Genomic DNA, 18,328 nt, shown 5'->3' on the forward strand with positions numbered 1-18,328 from the left:
GCATCGCTTTGTGTATGATACTGACACGCTTAAAATTTCATAATTCTAGAAATGGAACCTTCGGTCGTGCCACCACGCTCGATGCCGCATTATTCCAGGGCTGTGTTGTCACGTGCACCACATCCGGAACCACTTTCATTATCTGACGCTCTCCAGGACTACTTGAGCCACATCGAGTTGGAGCGTGGACTATCCGCGAACACAGTGGCGGCATATCGATCGGACCTGACTGCGTTTATCAAAGCGTTGAACGGCAACAACAATCCGACCCGCCATGACATTGCCCGATATTTGAGCAGCCAAAAAGCAGCTGGGCAAAGCGCGGCCACAACAACGCGAATTCTTGCCAGCCTGCGCGGTTGGTTTGTCTGGCAGCGCCATGTCGGCATGCGGCAAAATGACCCGTGCGAAGGATTCCAGAGCCCTCAAAAAGCCAAACATCTGCCTCAAGTTCTGACACCAGATGAGGTGGCGCGAATGCTTGCGGTGGCAGAAAAATCTCGCGATCGTCTGATCATCGAATTGCTGTACGGCGCCGGTCTACGCGTCAGCGAACTCGTAAAACTGGATCTAAAAGATGTGAACCTGAGCCAGGGATACATACGTTGCCTGGGCAAAGGCTCCAAAGAAAGAATCGTCCCTTTCGGCAAGCTTGCCATGGAAGCGCTGAAAGAGTACCTGGCCGAAGCAAAGAAGTTTCCCCCCACCACCAGATCCGCATCACTGAACGCGAAAGCAGTGCCGCTTTTGATTGACCTGAAAGGCAATCGGCTTTCCCGACTGGTTGTCTGGCAGACAATCAAGCGGCTTGCTTATCGCGCTAAGATTCAAAAGAATCTGTCGCCCCACAGCCTCAGACACAGCTTCGCTACCCACCTTCTGGAAGGTGGAGCGGACCTTCGTTCCGTACAAGAACTGCTCGGACACTCATCGGTTGTAACCACCCAGCTTTACACGCACCTGAGCAGGAATCATCTGCGTCGGGCTTACCAAAACGCTCAAACATCGTTCGGAGCGCAGTTCGTGCCCCCAGCGGGTGAACTGTCGCCAGTGTCGTCAGCAGCGATGACGAAAAATTAATAAACATCTCGGCGCTGACTATAAGTATATGGTTTAACTTTAAGAGGGTTCTTGATGCCCTGAGGCCAGAGGCGATTTCGCTAGTTCAGGCTGCTCAGGCAAGTTCCTCAGGTTCGTCATTTCAAACAGGTTCAGCTCACCAACCAACGACTGGAGCATCCGGAAGTTGCGGCGCAGTTAGCGCAGTTCAGTTCAGATTTGACCTTGAGCAGAAGTCGACGAACGAGACGACACCATTTAGACAACACATACAGTCAGGACTAATCACTTAATGAGCCGAACACCAAAGGTAGAGGGCACGAAGATTGCCCAAGCCGCTAAGGACTTGAATGTCACTAGCGTTACGATTCGCCGATATCTAACCGAATTCAACATCGAAACGATATCAGATGAAAATGGCATCAAAGTTCTTCCGGACCAGGCCATGGAAGAGCTGAAAGAAATTCGCAAGTTGAAAGAGGACGGACTCACCAATCCGAAAGTATTGGAGATCCTCGAGGAACTTCGCGCTAAGCCCAAGAAAAAAGCGGAGCCAAAATCACGAGCCAAAGCTGCCGTGAAGAAGACTGAAACAACTAAGGCAAGCAAAGAGAAGGAATCAGCCAAAGCTGCTGTTGTAGAAGAGGAAGAGGAAGAAGAAGAGGCTCCTAAAGTGCGCAAGACCGCACGTCGGGTCACGAAAGTGGAACCGGAAGCCGAAGTCGAGCCAACCACTCCTGAAGCACCAGCCGAAGAATCTGAAGGTGAAAGCGAAGCTGCCGCTGACGGCGAAGAACTTGGCGATGGACGCAGCAAGCATTCATTGACTTGTCAGACCTGCGGCAAAGTTTTCGAGCACATGAACCCACGCTTGCGCGACTGCCTCGACTGCTATAGAGCAAAGAGAAAAGAACGCAGACGCGGCGGTTCAGACCGACACAAAAACGTCATCCAGCATCCGCTCGCCCAACAAGCTGCCAGCAAAGGCACAGCCGCCCAGGCTGGAAACGGCGAATTGGAAGCCGTTCCGCAGATTCGCGAAGAGCGTGCACCACGTGAACGTGGTGAACGTGGTGAGCGCGGCGAACGGGGAGAACGCGGAGACAGAGGAGAGCGCGGAGAACGTGAACCTAGAGAACACCGCGAACGCATTGAAGCCCGTGCACCGAGAGAAAGTCGCGAGTTTGCTCCGCAGCAACAAAATGCTCAGCCCCGAATTGCTGCTCCGACCGTGGCACCGGCAGCGGTGCAACGAACTTCGGTACGCAACTACCGCAAAGCAATTGAAGAGACCAGGACCATTACAGGCAGCCTGAAGCGCCGACTGGAGCGTCCAGACTTGCCGGAAGGCGAACGTCGCTGGTTGGAGCAAATCTATGCATATCAATTGATCTTGCATCAGGGTTGGCGTCACCTTGCTGACTACAAAGCAGCCACACAGCAACAGGGACTGGGCAAATCACCCGCCCCAGCAACAGAAGACTAGAGCTCCGAAATCTGCAGTGATAGATAGAGCAGGATAGGTCTGCTATTTGTAGCGATGGGCTGGCTATCCGTGTATTGCTCGCATGCTATTTGTAGCGATCGGCTGGCTATCCGTGTATTGCTCGCATGCTATTTGTAGCGATCGGCCTGTAAATTATAGAGTCGCGCATATTCGCCATTCTTGAGCATAAGCTCGTCATGGCTGCCCTGCTCGATGATCTTTCCCTTCTCCAGGACCAGAACGACATCAGCCATCTTCACCGTCGAAAAACGGTGCGAAATCAGAAGCGTGGTCTTGCCTCTGGTCAACTCCGAGAATCTGAGATAGATGTCGTATTCTGCCTGTGCGTCAAGCGCAGAAGTTGGCTCATCCAGTATCAACAACTGCGCTTCACCCTCACCGGCTCGCATGAAAGCTCGCGACAGGGCAATTTTCTGCCACTCACCGCCGGAGAGCTCCGTCCCTTTGTCTGCAGAAAACCATTTGCCTAACATGGTTTCGTACTTGTCCGAAAACTTCTCGATCAGAGAAACAGCGCTAGCTCGCTCGGCAGCCGCGACAATCCGTTCCATATCGTCGAGAAAATCGACATTACCCACTCCGATATTCTCTCGTGCTGTCAGATGAAACCGTACATAGTTCTGAAATATGACACTCAAGTTCGCCCGCCAGCTGGTTAAGTCGTATTCTTTCAGGTCCACTCCATCAACAAGGATGCGTCCCGAAACAGGCTCATAGAGCCGCGACAACAATTTGACGATAGTAGTCTTACCGGCACCGTTCTCTCCAACCAGCGCAATCGACTGCCCCGCTTTCAGCTCAAAACTAAGGTTCTCAAAAACCTCGCGCTCACTGTCTGGATAATGAAAACTGACATTTTCAAAGCGAATGCCGTGCTCAAATTTTTTCGGCACCAGTTTTGCCGCGCCAGTCGCAGGCAATACCACGGGCGATGACACCTCGAGAAAGTCGAACATGTTTTTTGCAAACAAGTTCCCTTGATACAGGTGCGCTATCGACCAGATAATTATCTCCAATTGATATTCAATCTGAGTTGTGGCAGTCAGATACATAGAAAGGCTGCCCAGCGAAATAACATTGCGCAGAGCACTAAAGACAACATAGGAGTAGGAAGCGACCAGCCCCACTGCCGCTATGTTAGCCAGAATAAAATTCCTTATCCAGTGATTGGCGCGCAGTTTTGCATGAGCCTTTTGAAATTCCGCAAACTTGTCCAGGTATTTCTTTATGAACAGGTCACCAAGATTGAACAAACGAATTTCACTGGCTGTTTCTACGCGCGTCAGAACTTCAGCGAAATAGCGCATTTTACGCACTTCGGGAATTTCAAAATTCTGAATAGCCCAGGACTCGTGTTGCATCTTGATCTGAGCAATCAGATTTGGCATAGCCAGCGCTATTACCGCAGCCGCCAACCAGGGCTGAAAGGACGCAAGCACACAGATCATTGATGTCAAACTTATGAATGAGCGCGAGATCGCCGTCACGTTACTGAGTATGGCAAGCGGTCTATAACTTGCTTCATTTTGTGCGCGAGTCAGCTTATCGTGAAAGGTCGAGTTTTCGAAAACTGAAATATCAACCAGGCTGTTTGCCTTTCGCAAGATCAGCAAATTGATATCGCGAACGAGATGATCGCCAAGTTGCTCCTGAACCAGGCGAACCGTGGGCTCCATAGAACTGCTGACCAGGCGGATTAAAGCCAGCACGACAAGCAAACCAACCAGGTTTGCCTGCTCTGTGCCGGAAAAATTTCCAGTTTTTATGCACTGCGCCACCCCGTCAATAATCAACTTGATTGACCAGATCTCTGCCATTGGCGCCAGGCCGAGAACAATATTGGCGGAAATCAAAATTGCCGTAAATTGTCGATGCGATTGCCACACCAGACGAAGAATTCGCGGCGTGCCTGCCATCACCTGCAGTGCCTCGCTGAATTGCTTAAACCAATTTTTTAGCGGTGGCAGTGGCTTGTTTTCACTAACGGGAGATGAAACTTCACCGGTCGAAGATGATGCAGTCATTTGCTTTCACGGCGAAACAGCTAAGTGGATTATTCCTACTTACCCAGGAGCCTGAAAATACAACTACAGTAACGCCTGAGAGATTTTTAAAATGGCTCAGGCAAATCAGATTGAGGCATTGGCTTCACCGGTGCTGAAAGCCCGAAGTGTGAATCTTCGCCGGGAGCAAGACCGGGCAGCAAACCTGCCGTCGCCGATTGGCCGATCGGAGGTGCCTGCGGTGGCATGCCGTCAGCCGAAGGGGTGAAGTTAGGCATTGTCGCTGGAGCCATGGCAGTACCTGGTATCACTGGCGGTGCAGCCATATTAGAGAGATCGCAAGTGCGGTTCAAACGCACGGGCAAGAGTTCGCCTTTCGACATAGTGAAATCAAGACCCTGCCGCATGTTTGGCATTTGAATAGGCAGCCCTGTTTTTTGATTAATGCCGGAAAAAACAGAAAGAGCTGAGGCTTTGACAGTCTGATATGGTCCGGACCAGGCGCTTCCTGTGCCGTTTTTACTCTTCATATCAAGGGCCGGATTGTGCTCGACAAATCCAAAAATGCGTGTTGACCGGCCGTCCGGGAAGACGAGAGTCTGGAGACTGACATCCATCGACCCCGGCGCTCCGAACTTTTGAAACTTGGCTGACTTGACCGAGATGACAGAGCCCAGAATTTTAGATTGGGGCGGAATAATCACCACACCATTAGAGGAGAATCCATTCTCCAGTCGAATTGAGAAAACATCCCCAACTTGATTCTTGGCACTGGAAAGGTCATCTTCCAGGATGCCGGTCAGAACGGTACCTGCGCCGAGGCGAGTGGAAGTGACCTGCTTGAAGAGATCAGGGGTGAAGGCTGGGATAGGCCGCATACCAGCTGGCACAGGCAAACTATAAGCACTCATGGACGGTAGAGTGAACCCAGGCGCCACTCCAGGCACTTGCGGCGTGAACGGCATGGGATTCTGGTCGCCTGACGACGGCTCAGCCAGGATTCCTTGCGCCAGCACAGTCGGTGAAAACGTGCAAAATGCGCTACACACGGCGATTACAAGAGTTGGGAGATGCCTTTGTTTCATTTACAAGCGCCAGGTGAAACAACCTTAACAAGGAAAGTTTATTGCAAGACCGTTGCGTTGGCTATGTTGAGACTACGCAAATGGCACTCCTATTTGGATCCCGTGGTAGAATTTGCCGAATGTTCTGCACGTTGCCTGACTTTTCGTCCGGCAATTAGTTGCGAATTTGTAATACAAACGTCCCTTGCCTGCTTTGCAGGACAGACGACCAGAGGGGAAAACCATTGGCCAGCAACGTAATCAAACCATACGAAGTTGTCTACATCATCAGGCCAAACCTTGATGAAGACGCTGTAGACAGAGTAGTCCTCGCCGTTGAAGAGTTCATCAAAGGAACCGGCGCCACTATCGAAACAACCGATAAAAAAGGCCGCCGCAGACTTGCTTATGAAGTCGACAAAATGCGCGATGGATATTTCGTCCTCACCATTTTCCACGCGAAACCAGATGCGATTTTGGGCATCAAGCGCATGATGACACTTTCCGAAGACATCATTCGTTCCCTTATCGTCATTCACGAAAAAGAGTCGGCAAAGACTCTGTAACCCCACAACACATCAGGGATTTTCATGAGCTTAAGCAAAATCGTTGTTTCTGGAAGAGTGATAAGAGCGCCCGAAAAGCGCTTCACCCCATCCACAAACGTTGCAGTAACTGAATTCGCGATTGCGGTTGAATCCGCACCGCGAGCAGATGGTGCAACAGAAACTGCTGCCGTCAAAATTGTTACCTGGAGAGATCTCGCTGAGCGATGCGCTCAAGAAATCAAGAAGGGTGACCTCGTAGCCGTCGATGGACGGTTGCAAATCAACAACTACCAGGCACAAGATGGTTCACGCAAACGCGACGTTGAAATCGATGCGATTGCCGTGGAAAATCTGACTGCCGCAGTTGGCGGAGCAAGCAGCGCATCAGACGACTATGCCGGAGCGGCTGAACCGAAACTAGCTCGCGCCGGAGCTAAATCCGGTGGTCCCAAAGCGAACAAATCAGAGGATCTCGACCAAATCTTCGCTTCCGAAGACGAGATTCCGTTCTAAGTCAGCAGCTTGACTGCTAAGACGCCTAATAATAAGGAAAGAGGTAAAGGTAAATGCGTCAATCGCAAGATTCACCACCACGTCGCCGTAAAACCTGCGGCTTTTGCGCCGATAAAGTGGATTTCGTAGACTACAAAGATCCAAACCGTTTGAAGAAGTTTGTCACCGAGCGCGGCAAAATTCTTCCACGCCGCATCAGCGGCAACTGCGCGCGTCACCAGCGCGTTCTCACGGTCGCTATCAAGCGAGCCAGAGATATCGCCCTCATGCCTTACACCGCTGACGGCTAAACTCAAATTTGTACACAATCGCACAAAAAATCTTTCAGCCGGCTGCCCATCTTGTGTTGGGCAGCCTGTTGAGTTCTCACTTGACTATGGCACTTAATTTGGTTGCCGTAAGATAGTGTTGTAGAATCAGATAACGCCAAGCAGCTATCTGCTAGGCTAATGCAATTCGACCCGCCGAAGTGGTGAAATGGCAAACACGCTACGTTCAGGTCGTAGTGAGAGCAATCTCTTGTGGGTTCAAGTCCCACCTTCGGCATATTTTTTAGTTCCAACCATGAGGTGATTATTGAGCGTAGACAAAGGCGATCCGCGAAGACCGGAAGCACGACGAGACATGCCCCTCTTGAACGAGAGGATTCGTGACCGTGAACTCAGATTGATCGATGAAGAGGGCAATCAGCTGGGCATCGTTCCCACTCGTGAAGCACTCAACACGGCAAGAGAACGAGGACTGGACTTATACGTAGTCCAACCCGATGCTAACCCGCCCGTAGCCAAGATAATGGATTACGGTCGTTTCAAATTCGAGCAAGAAAAGAAAGCTCGTGAAACAAAGCGTAAGCATCACGTTGTCGATGTTAAAGAGATCAAGATGCGCTACAAAATTGAAGAGCATGACTACCAGGTCAAGCTCCGCAACGCTCAAAAATTCCTCAACGACGGCGACAAAATCAAAGTACTCACCATCCTGCGTGGACGCGAAATGCAACACAAAGACATGGCGATGAAATTGATGCAGAAATTCGCCGACGAGTTGAAAGACCTGGCCATGATGGACAGAGAGCCAAAAATGGAAGGCAAGAGCGTCCTTATGATTCTCTCGCCATTGCCGTCGCGTGGTGGCTCCAGACCAGCTGCAGAAACGGCTGAAAGCACATAACTGATTTGATTCGGTTGGAATCTATTGAATTGGAAGCAGGACGCGCAAAGTCCTGCTTCATCTTGTATAAATCAGACTATGTACATGTAAAGATCAAGCAAACGCGACACCGGTGAGAACAGAGGTTTAAGACGTGGCAGGAAAGTGCAATCACGCGGATTCTCGCTTGAAGTGCAGCGAATGCGAAGCACCTATTTGTAGCAACTGCATGACTCAATGCCCGGTCGGCTTTCGCTGCCGCGCTTGCATGGGAGGCGCCGCGAAAAGCTCTTCGTCCGGCCCGTCAGCATGGCTTGTGACAAGAACACTGGCAATTTGCGTTGCCATTGGTTTTGCCGGCGGCTGGATTATGCCATTTATTCGTGTACCTCTGTTGTGCTGCTTCATTGCCTTCCTGCTCGGACTGGCAGCGGGAAAGTGGCTGGCCGGAATTCTAGATCGCAGATTGGCCGAGAAGACAGGCACGATCGTCGTCTTTGGGCTGCTGATCGGCTTGTCGCTTTCTCCTTACGCCATGATTGTACCGATAGCTGTTGAGATGATCCGCGCGCCGCTAACTGGCGATGTCACTCATATAATCAGCGACCTGAATGCTTTCGTATCGCTTATTTTCAGCCCTGTATGCTTTATAGTCGGCGTGCTGCGGCCCAGCATCTGGGGACTGCCGTTTTAATGCCACCATATCCGGTGACATTAAAATAATTGCTTTCTGTCTGCAATTAAACCGTAAATGCCCGCACTGAGAGACTGTTTTCCAGTGTCAGCAATCGGTCGAGCGAAGGCGAAAAATCGTCTCGGGCACTAAGATTTCGCGTGTCGCCCCATCGCGTTTTACGTACTCGATATCTTGCATGATGCGCTCGTAACCTTGTTCTGAGACAAAGTCAACAAAGTTTGCCCAGCCCGCACTGTCGTCACCGCCAACATAGATACCGACGCCTGGAGCGAGATAGATTTCGCTGAGTTTCTCTTCATATTTTGTCCTGAACAGTGCCACTAGTTGCTTCGCTCTCGACCAATCTTCGAACCTGGCTAGTTCTCGATACAAGTGAACACCGCCGTCTGTTTCAAACTCGAAATACAAAATGCGCTCGTCCTTTTCGTCCCGAGCAATCGACCAGACCAGCTTGAAGGGGCAACACACATCCGGCAACTCGGTTGGGTCGCCGAGTCTTGCCTGAGTTGTATTGTCATTTGCATGAACTGGGCTTCCATCTTCCAACGAACGCATCTTGCCCGCAGGGAATAACAAACCGATGATATTTCTGAAAAAATCCATGATTTCGGGCAGTATCGGTATCAACTGGCGCACACCATCCATGAATATCACGGAAATCCTGACAAAAACTGAATTTACCCGAAAAGCAAAGGGGGATGGACTTTTCAGCTCAAAGGTGTGGCAGCCCTCCCGTGTACTGCGAAACATTGAGGAAACATGGAGAATACGCCCGGAATCGGCATCAGTGGTGTTATGATGTACAGTTCGTCCCCGTCTACCAGGCTGGGGCTTACGAATGCTCACTATTGTTACTGACAATAGTTGGCAACACCTCATGATTAGCCACTGGAGCAAATTCATGCCAAAGATGAAGACCAACAAGGCTGCAGCCCGCCGCTTCAAAATCACCGGCACCGGTAAGATTTTGCGCAAGCAGGCAGGTAAGCGCCACATCAACGAATGGATGTCCCCATCCGTCAAGCGCAATCTGCGCGGCTGGGCTCCACTTGATAAGACCCAAGACGACAACGTACGGGAACTCTTCCCCTACCCGAAATACCTTCGTTAAGCCAGGCATGCCTGGTTCGACGAAGGTGCCGGCGTCTGATTCTGTCTAAGGAACCTCCTCTCCGATGACGAAACAGACTTTTCAAGCTTTGAAAACAAAACCGGCTTCTCAATCACACGACTCGTTTCATCAGAAGAAGGAGATGTAATGTCTAGAGTCAAACGTGGCAACGTTCTACAAAAACGCCACAAAAAAATCCTCAAGTACGCCAAAGGATTCCGCGGATCAAAATCAAAACTCTTCATCGCCGCACAACAGGCAGTGATGAGAGCATGGCGAAATTCCTTTGCTGACAGACGCAAGAAAAAACGCGATTACAGAAGTCTCTGGATCGCCAGAATCAACGCTGCGTGCCGCGCCAACGGACTCAGCTACAGCAAATTTATCTGGGCAAACGACAAGCTTGGCGTTACCCTCAACCGCAAAGTCCTTGCCGAAGTAGCTGTCAATGACAAAGAAGCTTTCGCAGCTCTGGCGTCACAAGCCAAACAGCTCGTCGACAAGACCCTGGCTGAAAAAATCGAATCCGATAAGAAAGCGCATGCAGATAGACAGGCGCGCTTAGCGAAGAAGAAAGAAGCAGAAAAAGCTCGCGAAAAAACCTTCGCTGCTCACTAAAGCAAACCAGGGCACACGCACCAACAGCAGGCAGCGATGAAGATCAATTCGATCGGCAGCGCCTCTAACTCTCTACTGAAAAAAGTGCGGAGTTTACAGCAGCGCTCTGGCCGAGAGCAACATGGGCTCTTCCTTCTGGAAGGGCCTAAACTGCTTGTCGAAGCGCAGTCGAAAGGCATAATCATCCAGGATGTAATTGTCAGTTCATCTTATTTGAACTCGGGATTTTCGGCGAGCGAAAATCCCAACATCGAACAGATTACTGTGGTCGACGACAAATTGTTCCGTGATCTGACCACAACATCGACTCCGTGCGGCATTGTCAGCACAGGCAAAATCCACACGCCGCAGTTTTCCGATTGCTTGAAGGGAACTGCGACACTAATTGCGGTGGCAGAATCGGTACAAGATCCGGGCAATCTAGGCACGATGATTCGTGCAGCCTTAGCCTTTGGCGCCAGCGGCCTGATTGCCACCGCAGGCAGTGTGGATGCCTTCAACCCCAAGGTTGTAAGAAGCGCAATGGGCGCGCTTTTCAAGCTGCCTGTGATTGTCGGAATGAAAATGGACGATGTTGTAAAACGTCTTAAAGAAGAGAATATTAGAATCATCGCTCTGGAGCCGACTGCCGAGAAACCTTTCTGGCAACTGGATTTAAATCAAGGACTGGCCTTCGTGTTTGGCAATGAAGGCAACGGTCTGACCGGCGAGGTAGCCGAGCTGGCGGATGAGGTAGTGACCATTCCCATGGCAGGCCAGACCGAATCTCTTAATGTTGCGGTCAGCTCCGCTGTGGTTCTATTTGAATGCGCTCGACAGCGTAGCGCCATGAAGCGGTAAAATGGCGCATGGGATTCTCAAATGACAACAAGCGGGTTTGAAAAGTTGGAAGAGCACCTGGATTCCACCAACCAGGCAATCAAAGAAGACGAAGAGTCGACTGAAGGCTTGATGACAGTCGTCGAGCATCTCGACGAACTCCGTACTCGCATCATCAGATCGATCGCATATATCGGCGTCGCTCTAATCGCAATGCTTTTCGTCACAAAAGATATTCTTACATTCCTGGAAAAACCAGCCGGTGATATCAAGTTTCAAGCGCTGTCCCTGGAAGAACCTGTCCTGGTTTTCTTCAAAGTTGCCTGTTATGCGGCTTTGATTGCCGCGTCGCCATTCATCTTGTTCGAGCTATCGCGCTTCATCGCGCCCGGCTTGACGAAAAGAGAGCGCGCCGTGATGACACCGATTGTTATTGGCAGTCCGCTTCTGTTTATTGGTGGCGCCGCCTTTGCATATTACCTGCTCTTGCCGCCAATGCTCAATTTCTTCAACTCTTTTGGAGTCGGTGTCAGTCCCATCAACCAGAGACTCGATTTCTATATCTCCCTGGTTAGCTCGATCCTCTTATATATGGGATTGTGTTTCCAATTGCCAATCTTGATATTTGCGCTGTCATTCACAGGCATCGTCAATTCGCGCATGCTTCTGGGTATCTGGAAATACGCAGTTGCCGGCATTACCGTCATAGCTGCCATAGTCACTCCCGACCCGACCGCGATGTCTATGCTCATGGTCATGGCGGCTCTGACCGGATTGTATTTCCTGTCCATTCTTTTGCTGAAATTGTTCGGGCGCTGACAATGCTCGATCCTTCAGTCATCTTTACGCAAGACTTTGTCATCATCATCGTCGTGCCGCTCATGCTGTACACGATTAAAATGGCATGGGAACAACGTCACAGCCTCTGGGATATTGATCTAACCACAGCCGACCGACATCTGCTCATGCAAATTACGATGTTCGTGCTCATGCCTGTCGTCGTCTTTTTCCATGAATGCGGTCACGCGGTAACGACACTACTGTGCGGCGGAAAAATCGCCGAATTCCACTATGGCGTACTCTGGGGCTACGTGAGACCGTCTGGATTTTTTACACCCGAGCAAGAACTGATGATTCTTCTTGCCGGAAGCGGTGTGCAGATAGCAATTGGACTGCTGGCTTTCGTCGCCTCTCTATTCATCGCCTCACCGCCGGTGGTGGCGATCCTGACTTACCTGGCATTGTGGTCTATTGCTGGAACCGCCATTGTCTATGCCCTGATGTCGGCACTCGGCATGTACGGCGACTGGCAGTTGATTTACTCGACACCAGTGACATCGTGGCTTCCATATATAGCCGCCATTCACGCCATTATAGTAATTGCGCTCATTTATGCTTTCACAGGCAAGGCGCCCGCCTTGTGGTTTGCAGCCAGGACGCGCCCCAACTGGGAGAACAAACGTCAACTTATCCTGGATGATTTAAAGGACCACCCCAGTGCCGACCGTTATCTGGATCTGGGTTGGCACTACTATGCAGCCGGTTTGCTCAGGTTCGCCGAAGAAGCAGCTGACACGTCCTTGAAATTGAATCCGAAATTCGCCGATCCTATATATCTAAAAGCCTGGATTGATGTAGAACGAAATAAAATCCCACAGGCTCAGGCGATTTTGACTGAACTGAGCCAGAATCCTCATGCCTCGGCGATCCTCAAATCGCGTTCACTGATGGCAGTCGGTCAACTGGAAGAGCGGGTCATTCAAACGAAAACCAAAAATGGACCTGTGCCTCCTGAGATGTGGAAAATGCCCCTGGAGGTTTTCAGTGCCGCCGCGAGGCTCGCACCCGAATTTGGCGATGCCAGGTTTTACCGGGCCCGGGCGCTTAATAAAGCTGGGCTTCACATGATGGCCCTTGACGAATTGGGTCAACTGGAAAACGCCAGATGGCTGGATTCCCGGCTTGGTGAGCTGGTTCAGAAGGAAATCGATTTGGCAATAAAGCTTTCGGACCCGGCGGAATAATTTTTACTCAGGCTTGTCAGGTGACGGGTCCCTATAATGACAAGCCAATTAAGGACCCCGCAGGCGACCTGATTAACACCGTGAGCATGAACGACATTTACCTATGGAGCGTCACCGGCGTCACCGCGCTGGTAGGTATAAATACAATCTGGCGGCTCTTTAGCGAACGCGACCGCTTAACCAAAGAAGATTTGAACGACGAAGACAGAGCCTTCGCCTGGCGCGTCGTCATCTTCCTCATCTACCCGCTGGCGCTACTGGTAGATATGCGCACAACGTCGATGGCTTGCGATTTGTTTGGCGGTTTCGTCAAATCGCTCAACTACGGCTTGCTCTGGTATCACATTGTGCCTGCTGAACTGCCGACACAGTATGTGATTCCAGTTCTGTTTTCAGGTTCAATAGCGACAACCCTGCTGGCTCTCTGCCTTCTACCTGCACTTTTCTTCAAGCCTCATCCATTTTTTGCCACGATCATCGGCTACACGTCAGTGTTTTTGCTCAGTCTCAACTTCATCGCCGACCCGCTCCTTTCCATTGCAGGGCTGGGTGGAGTGCGATGGCAGCTGGCATTTCAGGACGGCGCAGTCGAGCAGAGGATGCCGCTTGTGGCTATCCATCTCACTTTAGCAACCCTTTTTGTACTCTTCATGCGCTACTCCAAGGTGCGCCCATGGTTCTCCGAACTCTCAAGACCAGCCGCCAATGAGGAGTTGCGTGAAGCACTCTCCAACATGCGCACCTACCCTGACAGTCCTAGACTGGTTTGCAAAGTCGGTCTGCTCTATGACAAAGCCGGCTTGCGGCGCCAGGCGAAGAAGCAACTGAAACGCCTGCGCGACAATTTCGGTCAGTCTCTGTACGCCAATTTTCTTGAATCTCTGATTCTCTATCGTCGTCGCGATTACAAAGCCGCTCGCAAAGCCTTCATTTACACCTCAGACCATCCCGGTGTAGACGGTGACCTGAAAGGCAGTTTGCTCGCCGCAGCGGCTTGCGCAGCCTTCGCTGAAGGCGACATTATCGGTGCGCTCAATCTCTCTGAGCGAGCCCTGGAATTTGACGACGCCTGCCTGGTTGCGCGCATGGTGAAAGTAGACGTCTTCCTGGCTCAGGGCAAAAAAGAACAGGCAGGCGAAGAAATTCTTCTCGCCATGCATCTGGGACTCACTCTCGATCTCGAAAACAAAGTGCCACTGGACGTTGAGAAGGCATATGACTGGCTCGTTTCTGTTGAAGAACGTCGTATAGGCAGAAGATTAAGTCAAAGTACTAACAGATTCTAATGCGTGAAATCCCACCCTTAACGGCGAATTAGTCGTTACTAAACGCGACAAGGCCTTTCACTCTCTTAGATAACAATTATAATTCTCGTGGCGTCCGGTTATCAAGATAAAGGCATCACCGTAGAACTGGACTATAGAGAATGACTGCGTGGCTGTAGAATTTCCGACTCGATTCAATATTAGAACCAGAATGCTGCTCCTTTGTCTGGGAGTGGCCGCTCCGTTGCTTGCTATCGGAAGTTTCTCTCTATGGAAGGAATATCGCACCCTCAAGCAAGAAGCTCAGCGGGCAACGACGTTTCAGGCCGCCATCTCAGTGCGCACTCTCGGTCAGTGGACCAAAGCTCAGCTAAGCACAGTCAGAGCGATTGCATCTATTCATGCTGTACAGCAGATGAATTTAGACACGTCCAAAAAAGTCTTTGCCACAGCCTTGCAAGCACAACCATTCTGGACTGAAATCACTCTTTTCAGTGCTGCCGGTGAGCCGGTTTTGAGCACATCAGCAATACCAAACGCACAAAAAACTGCAGTGCGTTTAACGAGCGTTCCTTTTATATCCAAAGTGGAAAAAACAAAGTCTCCACTCGTCTCAGGCTATGAACACGCACCAATCAGCGGTAAAGCGGCCATCTTAGTCGGCGCTCCGGTTATAGCAAGCGGTGAACTGCAGGGCGTACTGGTTGCCGCAATCGACCCGAAAGCAGTGCTCAATTTATTTCTCGGTCTGGGAGAAAACAACGGAAACATAGTCGCCGTTGTTGATGACTCCAAACGAGTAGTAGCGCGCACCCTGCAAAATGACTACTGGGAAGGTAAAGACTTCTCGCACGCCAAGAGTGTTACAGCAGCATCGAAGACGACCCGAGGCACCTTCGAAGCAGTGGGAATCGCAGACCCGACCGCTCGCGCCTATGCCTTCGACCGTGTTCCTGAAACAGGCTGGCTTGTCGTAGTTGGTGTACCGACTGATTCCATATACGGTGCGGCTCACGATTGGTTGTTCATCATGACCTGTCTGGCTGGCTGTGCAATCGGCATCTCAGTAGGTCTGGCATTTCTCGTCACCAACCACTTCACGAGCACAATCAATGTGCTAGTCAGAGAAGCACTGGCAATTGGTCGCGGCGACCTGACCAAGAGAGTGCATGTTCCGGCTAAAGACGAACTGGGACTTTTGGCGCGGGCGTTCAATCAAATGGCCACACAGCTGGAAGTCGGACAAGACCAGAAAGCTATGATCGAGAAACTGTCCGAATCGATTCGGCAATCTCTCGATATCAACGAAATTTTAAACACGACAGTGCGCGAACTGGGTCAGGCACTTTCAGCCAGCCGCTGTTGCCTGGCCCTCATCGACACGAAAGACACAGTCGATATCTCAGACGACGAGCTCGTCTTCAACCACGTCTGGTGGGACGAAAAATTCGGCGGCACATCACTGCACAACAAGTCAATTCGCATAACCAGAGACAGCGTTATGCAGATGATCATCGAACAGGGCTCCATTCTCTCACTCGACATGCTGGATGACCGGGGTCCGACACCTCTGTTCGAGAATTCCAAAGACTCTCCCAACGACTGGCGCTCGATCAAATCTCTGATCGCCTGCCCGATCACAACCAAAAGTGGTGCTCTCGGCTTGATTCTCGTACACCAGTGCGACACCTTGAGAGTCTGGTCCGACTACGAATTAGAACTGGTTGAGGCGGTGACACGACACGTCACCCTGGCTCTGGAACATGCGCGTTTATACAACCGCACCAAGACAATGGCGGAACAGGAACTTCTGATCAACCACATCAGCCGATCGGTGCGCAGCTCTCTCGACCTTGACACCATACTCAATACCGTCACGCAAGAACTCGGTCAAGCACTCGGGGCTGACCGCATCCAGATCGCCCAGCCTCGCACTGAAGGACCGCTCGTCGTCACACACGAGTTCCATCTTGCTCACATGAGTGACGTCAAAGGCGTCAACATGTACTCCGATGCCATCGATTTCCATCCGAACATAGGTTTGAATAGAATTCTGCCTGGAAACAATACACTGCTGGGCATCAATCTCGACGAAATCATGGAAGCGCCGGCGCCAGAAGACGAATGGGGCTCACCAAGACCAGCCGGAACGACACTGCGAGATGCACCAATAGCGGTGATCAACAATGTGTTCGAAGACAGCCGCACTCTACCTTTCAAAGACTTCCTGGACGTGGTCAGCTCACAGTCGATGATTGCCGCTCCACTGCTGCACGAAAACAGGCTGGTTGGCTTGCTGATGGTGCATCAGTGCGACTCGATGAGAACGTGGGACTCGAGCGAAATTCAACTGGTCGCTGCCATCGCAGACCAGGTCGCCATTGCCATCACTCACGCACACCTGTTTGCACAGGTCAAACATCAGGCTATTACAGATGGTCTGACAGGGCTCTACAATCACATTTACTTCAAGAATCGTCTCTCTGAAGAGATCAGACTGGCGAAGAGAAAAAATACTTCCTGCTCGCTGCTCATGATCGACCTCGACAAGTTGAAGATGATCAATGACAAGTTTGGTCACCCGGTTGGTGATGCCGCCATCCGCCAGATCGGTGCCATCCTCAAGACCTTGTTGCGCTCAGGTGACACTGCAGCCAGATATGGTGGTGAAGAATTCGCCATTATCCTTCCTGAAACGACTCTGCTTGAAGCTGCACTGATTGCAGACCGACTCTGCAGCCAGATCCGCAACACACCGGTGCCAGGACTGGGACGCATCACTACGTCGATTGGCGTTGCATCCTTTCCAAAACATGCCATGGAAATGGCTGAACTGGTCGAAAATGCAGATAAGGCACTCTATGTCGCCAAAAATAGCGGCAGAGATCAAGTGCGTTTATTTGAGGCGGAACCGACTGCCATCGATCTGGGCGAGGGCGTTGTCTTCACACCGCCACCACCTACGACACCACCAGCTGTAGCTTCGTCGTTGCCCATTATCACCCCGGTGATCAATCGTGACAGTGATGCCGACAACAAACTCTCGAAAATCAACAAGATCCGCAACTAAGAAAGTCCAATAGTGCAAAGATTAGTTCTATTCGATATCGACGAAACGATGATTTCATCGGACGGCGCGGGAAGACGCGCCATCTCGCGAGTCCTCAACGAGCACTATCAAATTGAGCCGCACCACCTGAACATCCCCATGTCAGGCAAGACAGACCCGCAAATCTTGACCGAGATTTTGACGGCATCAGCGATTCCGTTGCATGAAATCAACGACGCCATTCCGGTAGTAATCGACAAGTATCTGGGCTTATTGCAGGAAGAAATCGTTGCCTCAAAATATTACATCGTCCATGATGGCGTCTATATTCTGCTTGAAGCAATTGCAGCGCATCCGGACATGTATCTTGGACTGTTGACAGGCAACGTAGAACGCGGCGCGAGAATGAAACTCGACCACTTCGATCTGAACAAACACTTTGAGCTGGGCGCCTACGGTTCGGACTCTGCGAACCGTTTAGACCTTCCTGCAGTTGCAGTCGAACGAGCCAGGCAGCTTTTCAAAATTCACTTCCAGCCAGACGAAGTCGTCATTATCGGTGACAGCGTCAATGATGTGTTGTGCGCAAAAGGCTACAATGCAAAATGCATAGCAGTCAACACAGGCAAGACCTCGTGGGACGAGTTGCAAGCCGCCAATCCAGAATACTTGTTCAAATCGCTGGCTGACACACAGGCAGTCATGGACGCCATTCTAGCGTCTATGCCGGCGTCGACAGAATGCAAATACTGATCTTTTCTTGAGACGAAAGCTCAAGACCGGAGAATTTTTGCGGGCAACAACAAGAAGCAAAGGACTCCCGAACCAAAGGCCGCTTGCTATAGTAGTAAGTGACGACAGGGAGCCCCGACCCAAAGCCACGCGAGGAACATCGTTTCCAA

Annotated in this window: 18 protein-coding genes and 1 tRNA gene; 16 read left to right on the plus strand and 3 right to left on the minus strand. The window is 51.0% G+C overall.

Annotated features, from left to right (window positions below; genetic code table 11):
* The first annotated feature begins 51 nt into the window (after positions 1-51).
* Both EKK48_07075 and EKK48_07080 read left to right on the plus strand, forming a co-directional pair.
* Complete coding sequence (locus EKK48_07075; protein ID RTL44042.1) at positions 52-1,080, plus strand: tyrosine recombinase; 1,029 nt, start codon at positions 52-54, stop codon at positions 1,078-1,080.
* A 271-nt stretch (positions 1,081-1,351) separates the two neighbouring features.
* Positions 1,352-2,545: a MerR family transcriptional regulator gene (locus tag EKK48_07080; GenBank protein RTL44043.1), complete on the plus strand. Its 1,194-nt coding sequence runs from the start codon at positions 1,352-1,354 to the stop codon at positions 2,543-2,545.
* 128 nt (positions 2,546-2,673) lie between these two features.
* Here the strand turns inward: EKK48_07080 and EKK48_07085 are convergent, their stop codons facing one another.
* Together EKK48_07085 and EKK48_07090 are read right to left on the minus strand one after the other, a co-directional pair.
* Entirely contained in the window at positions 2,674-4,590 is a 1,917-nt protein-coding gene (locus EKK48_07085; protein ID RTL44044.1) for an ABC transporter ATP-binding protein, read from the minus strand.
* 86 nt (positions 4,591-4,676) lie between these two features.
* Positions 4,677-5,654 carry a hypothetical protein gene (locus EKK48_07090; protein RTL44045.1) on the minus strand — a complete coding sequence of 326 codons (978 nt, stop codon included), beginning with the start codon at positions 5,652-5,654 and terminating at the stop codon, positions 4,677-4,679.
* 158 nt (positions 5,655-5,812) lie between these two features.
* Between EKK48_07090 and rpsF the strand changes: the two genes are divergently transcribed.
* From rpsF to EKK48_07120, 6 genes are all read left to right on the plus strand, one after another.
* The gene (gene rpsF / locus EKK48_07095; protein ID RTL44046.1) at positions 5,813-6,199 is read left to right on the plus strand and encodes a 30S ribosomal protein S6; all 387 of its coding nucleotides are present in this window, start codon (positions 5,813-5,815) and stop codon (positions 6,197-6,199) included.
* 24 nt (positions 6,200-6,223) lie between these two features.
* On the plus strand, positions 6,224-6,694 hold the full coding sequence (gene ssb, locus EKK48_07100; protein RTL44047.1) for a single-stranded DNA-binding protein: 471 nt from the start codon (positions 6,224-6,226) through the stop codon (positions 6,692-6,694).
* 53 nt (positions 6,695-6,747) lie between these two features.
* On the plus strand, positions 6,748-6,984 hold the full coding sequence (gene rpsR, locus EKK48_07105) for a 30S ribosomal protein S18 (GenBank protein ID RTL44048.1): 237 nt from the start codon (positions 6,748-6,750) through the stop codon (positions 6,982-6,984).
* Positions 6,985-7,157: 173 nt separating this feature from the next.
* A tRNA-Leu gene (locus EKK48_07110) sits at positions 7,158-7,240 on the plus strand.
* 78 nt (positions 7,241-7,318) lie between these two features.
* Complete coding sequence (locus EKK48_07115) at positions 7,319-7,864, plus strand: translation initiation factor IF-3 (GenBank protein ID RTL44165.1); 546 nt, start codon at positions 7,319-7,321, stop codon at positions 7,862-7,864.
* Between the two features lie 295 nt (positions 7,865-8,159).
* Positions 8,160-8,537 (plus strand): hypothetical protein, encoded by a 378-nt coding sequence (locus EKK48_07120; protein RTL44049.1) that lies wholly within the window; start codon positions 8,160-8,162, stop codon positions 8,535-8,537.
* 87 nt (positions 8,538-8,624) lie between these two features.
* Here the strand turns inward: EKK48_07120 and EKK48_07125 are convergent, their stop codons facing one another.
* Complete coding sequence (locus EKK48_07125; GenBank protein ID RTL44050.1) at positions 8,625-9,194, minus strand: hypothetical protein; 570 nt, start codon at positions 9,192-9,194, stop codon at positions 8,625-8,627.
* Positions 9,195-9,441: 247 nt separating this feature from the next.
* Here EKK48_07125 and EKK48_07130 point away from each other — a divergent pair, with 247 nt between their 5' ends.
* The 8 genes from EKK48_07130 to EKK48_07165 all read left to right on the plus strand — a co-directional run bounded on the left by EKK48_07130 (position 9,442) and on the right by EKK48_07165 (position 18,179).
* A complete protein-coding gene (locus EKK48_07130) occupies positions 9,442-9,651 on the plus strand; it encodes a 50S ribosomal protein L35 (GenBank protein RTL44051.1) in 210 nt (69 codons plus the stop codon).
* 147 nt (positions 9,652-9,798) lie between these two features.
* On the plus strand, positions 9,799-10,269 hold the full coding sequence (locus EKK48_07135; protein RTL44052.1) for a 50S ribosomal protein L20: 471 nt from the start codon (positions 9,799-9,801) through the stop codon (positions 10,267-10,269).
* 36 nt (positions 10,270-10,305) lie between these two features.
* Complete coding sequence (locus EKK48_07140) at positions 10,306-11,109, plus strand: RNA methyltransferase (protein RTL44053.1); 804 nt, start codon at positions 10,306-10,308, stop codon at positions 11,107-11,109.
* 21 nt (positions 11,110-11,130) lie between these two features.
* Positions 11,131-11,907, plus strand: a complete 777-nt coding sequence (tatC, locus tag EKK48_07145; protein ID RTL44054.1) for a twin-arginine translocase subunit TatC — start codon at positions 11,131-11,133, stop codon at positions 11,905-11,907.
* A 2-nt stretch (positions 11,908-11,909) separates the two neighbouring features.
* Positions 11,910-13,112, plus strand: coding sequence for a M50 family peptidase (locus EKK48_07150; GenBank protein ID RTL44055.1), 1,203 nt, complete (start codon positions 11,910-11,912; stop codon positions 13,110-13,112).
* Between the two features lie 20 nt (positions 13,113-13,132).
* Positions 13,133-14,398, plus strand: a complete 1,266-nt coding sequence (locus EKK48_07155; protein RTL44056.1) for a hypothetical protein — start codon at positions 13,133-13,135, stop codon at positions 14,396-14,398.
* Positions 14,399-14,546: 148 nt separating this feature from the next.
* Positions 14,547-17,447 (plus strand): diguanylate cyclase, encoded by a 2,901-nt coding sequence (locus EKK48_07160; protein RTL44057.1) that lies wholly within the window; start codon positions 14,547-14,549, stop codon positions 17,445-17,447.
* Positions 17,448-17,459: 12 nt separating this feature from the next.
* On the plus strand, positions 17,460-18,179 hold the full coding sequence (locus EKK48_07165; protein RTL44058.1) for an HAD family hydrolase: 720 nt from the start codon (positions 17,460-17,462) through the stop codon (positions 18,177-18,179).
* Positions 18,180-18,328: the final 149 nt, after the last annotated feature.

Source organism: Candidatus Melainabacteria bacterium, assembly GCA_003963305.1.
GTDB lineage: Bacteria > Cyanobacteriota > Vampirovibrionia > Obscuribacterales > Obscuribacteraceae > PALSA-1081.